The organism is Psychrobacter sp. TB55-MNA-CIBAN-0194 (assembly GCF_040309505.1).
GTDB classification, from domain to species: Bacteria; Pseudomonadota; Gammaproteobacteria; order Pseudomonadales; family Moraxellaceae; genus Psychrobacter; species Psychrobacter fozii.
In genome coordinates this window covers 1-237 of sequence record NZ_JBEOOW010000762.1, presented here as the reverse complement: position 1 = coordinate 237, position 237 = coordinate 1, and the positions used below count along the sequence as shown (strand labels likewise).

1 protein-coding gene is annotated in these 237 nt (G+C 47.3%); it reads right to left on the bottom strand.

What is annotated here, in order from left to right:
• The coding region (locus AAEY75_RS17010; RefSeq protein ID WP_352260354.1) for a S49 family peptidase at positions 1-237 on the bottom strand (237 nt) is incomplete at both ends.

The window sequence follows — 237 nt, the reverse complement described above, 5'->3', positions numbered from 1 at the left end:
ATTCAGTGCTTGCTCAAACGTAGCAAACATACCGAAAATACCGATAGAACCCGTTAGGGTTGTTGGTGTTGCAACAATATAGTCGGCACTGGCTGATATCCAATATCCGCCAGATGCAGCAAGACTACCCATGCTAACAACCACAGGCTTACCTGCTGCTTTTAGGGCTAACACTTCTTGACGAATTTGTTCTGACGCAAATGCACTACCACCAGGGCTATCAACGCGAAGCACGAC